General features: G+C 71.1%; 1 protein-coding gene and 1 pseudogene. Both read left to right on the forward strand.

Going from position 1 to position 1,115, the window contains the following annotated elements; all coding sequences use genetic code 11:
- Positions 1-435: LuxR C-terminal-related transcriptional regulator (locus tag ACFWI9_RS34670; protein ID WP_387169373.1), on the forward strand; the 435-nt coding region annotated here is incomplete at its 5' end.
- Positions 436-598: 163 nt separating this feature from the next.
- Positions 599-1,115 (forward strand): annotated as a pseudogene (locus tag ACFWI9_RS34675) (cytochrome P450); the annotation flags it as partial.

Below are 1,115 nucleotides of genomic sequence, written 5' to 3' on the forward strand. Positions count from 1 at the left end.
GTGCTGGTGCTCACCACCTTCGACCTCGACGAGTACGTGTACCAGGCGCTGCGGGCGGGAGCCTCCGGCTTCCTCCTCAAGGACGCCTCGGCACGCCAACTCGCCGACGGGGTAAGGGTGGTGGCGGCCGGCGAGGCGCTGCTCGCCCCCTCCGTCACCCGACGGCTGATCACGGAGTTCTCGAAGCTGTCCGAGACACCCCGCCTGTTGCCGGCCGCGCACCCGGGGGCGTACGGCGACCTGACCGAGCGCGAGACGGAGGTGCTGGTCCTCATCGCGCAGGGCCTGTCGAACGGGGAGATCGCCGAGCGGCTGGTGGTCGCCGAGTCGACGATCAAGACCCATGTCAGCCGGATCCTGGTGAAGCTGGGACTGCGGGACCGTACGCAGGCGGCGGTGTTCGCGTACGAGGCGAGGCTGGTGCGACCGGGCTAGGGACGGGTCTCCCGCCGGGGTGTGGGCGGACTTCGAGGGGACGTTGATCAGCGGCGGACGGTTGGGTGCCACCCCAAGGAGACCGCAAGGAGACCGCAAGGACACCCCAGGTCACCTCATGTCGCCCCTGGTCAGCAGCGCGTCCACCGGTTAGCGTCCGTCCATGGCTGCTGCTGACGACCTCGCCTTCGACCCCTGGGACCCGGCGTTCGTGTCCGACCCGTACCCCGCCTACGCCGAGCTGCGCGACCGGGGCCGGGTCACGTACTACGCGCCCACCGACCAGTGGCTCGTCCCCCGCCACGCGGACGTCTCGGCACTCCTCCGCGACCGCCGCCTCGGCCGCACCTATCAACACCGCTTCACCCACGAGGACTTCGGCCGTACGGCACCCCCGCCCGAGCACGAGCCCTTCCACACCCTCAACGACCACGGGATGCTCGACCTGGAGCCCCCGGACCACACCCGCATCCGGCGGCTGGTCTCGAAGGCGTTCACTCCCCGCACGGTCGAGCAACTCAAGCCGTACGTCAGCCGGTTGGCGGGCGAGCTGGTGGACGGCCTGGTGGCGAAGGGCGGCGGCGACCTGCTGACGGACGTGGCCGAACCGCTCCCCGTCGCGGTGATCGCGGAGATGCTCGGCATCCCGGAGTCGGACCGCGCCCCGCTGCGCCCCTGGT

This window comes from Streptomyces sp. NPDC127084 (genome assembly GCF_042724175.1).
GTDB lineage: Bacteria > Actinomycetota > Actinomycetes > Streptomycetales > Streptomycetaceae > Streptomyces.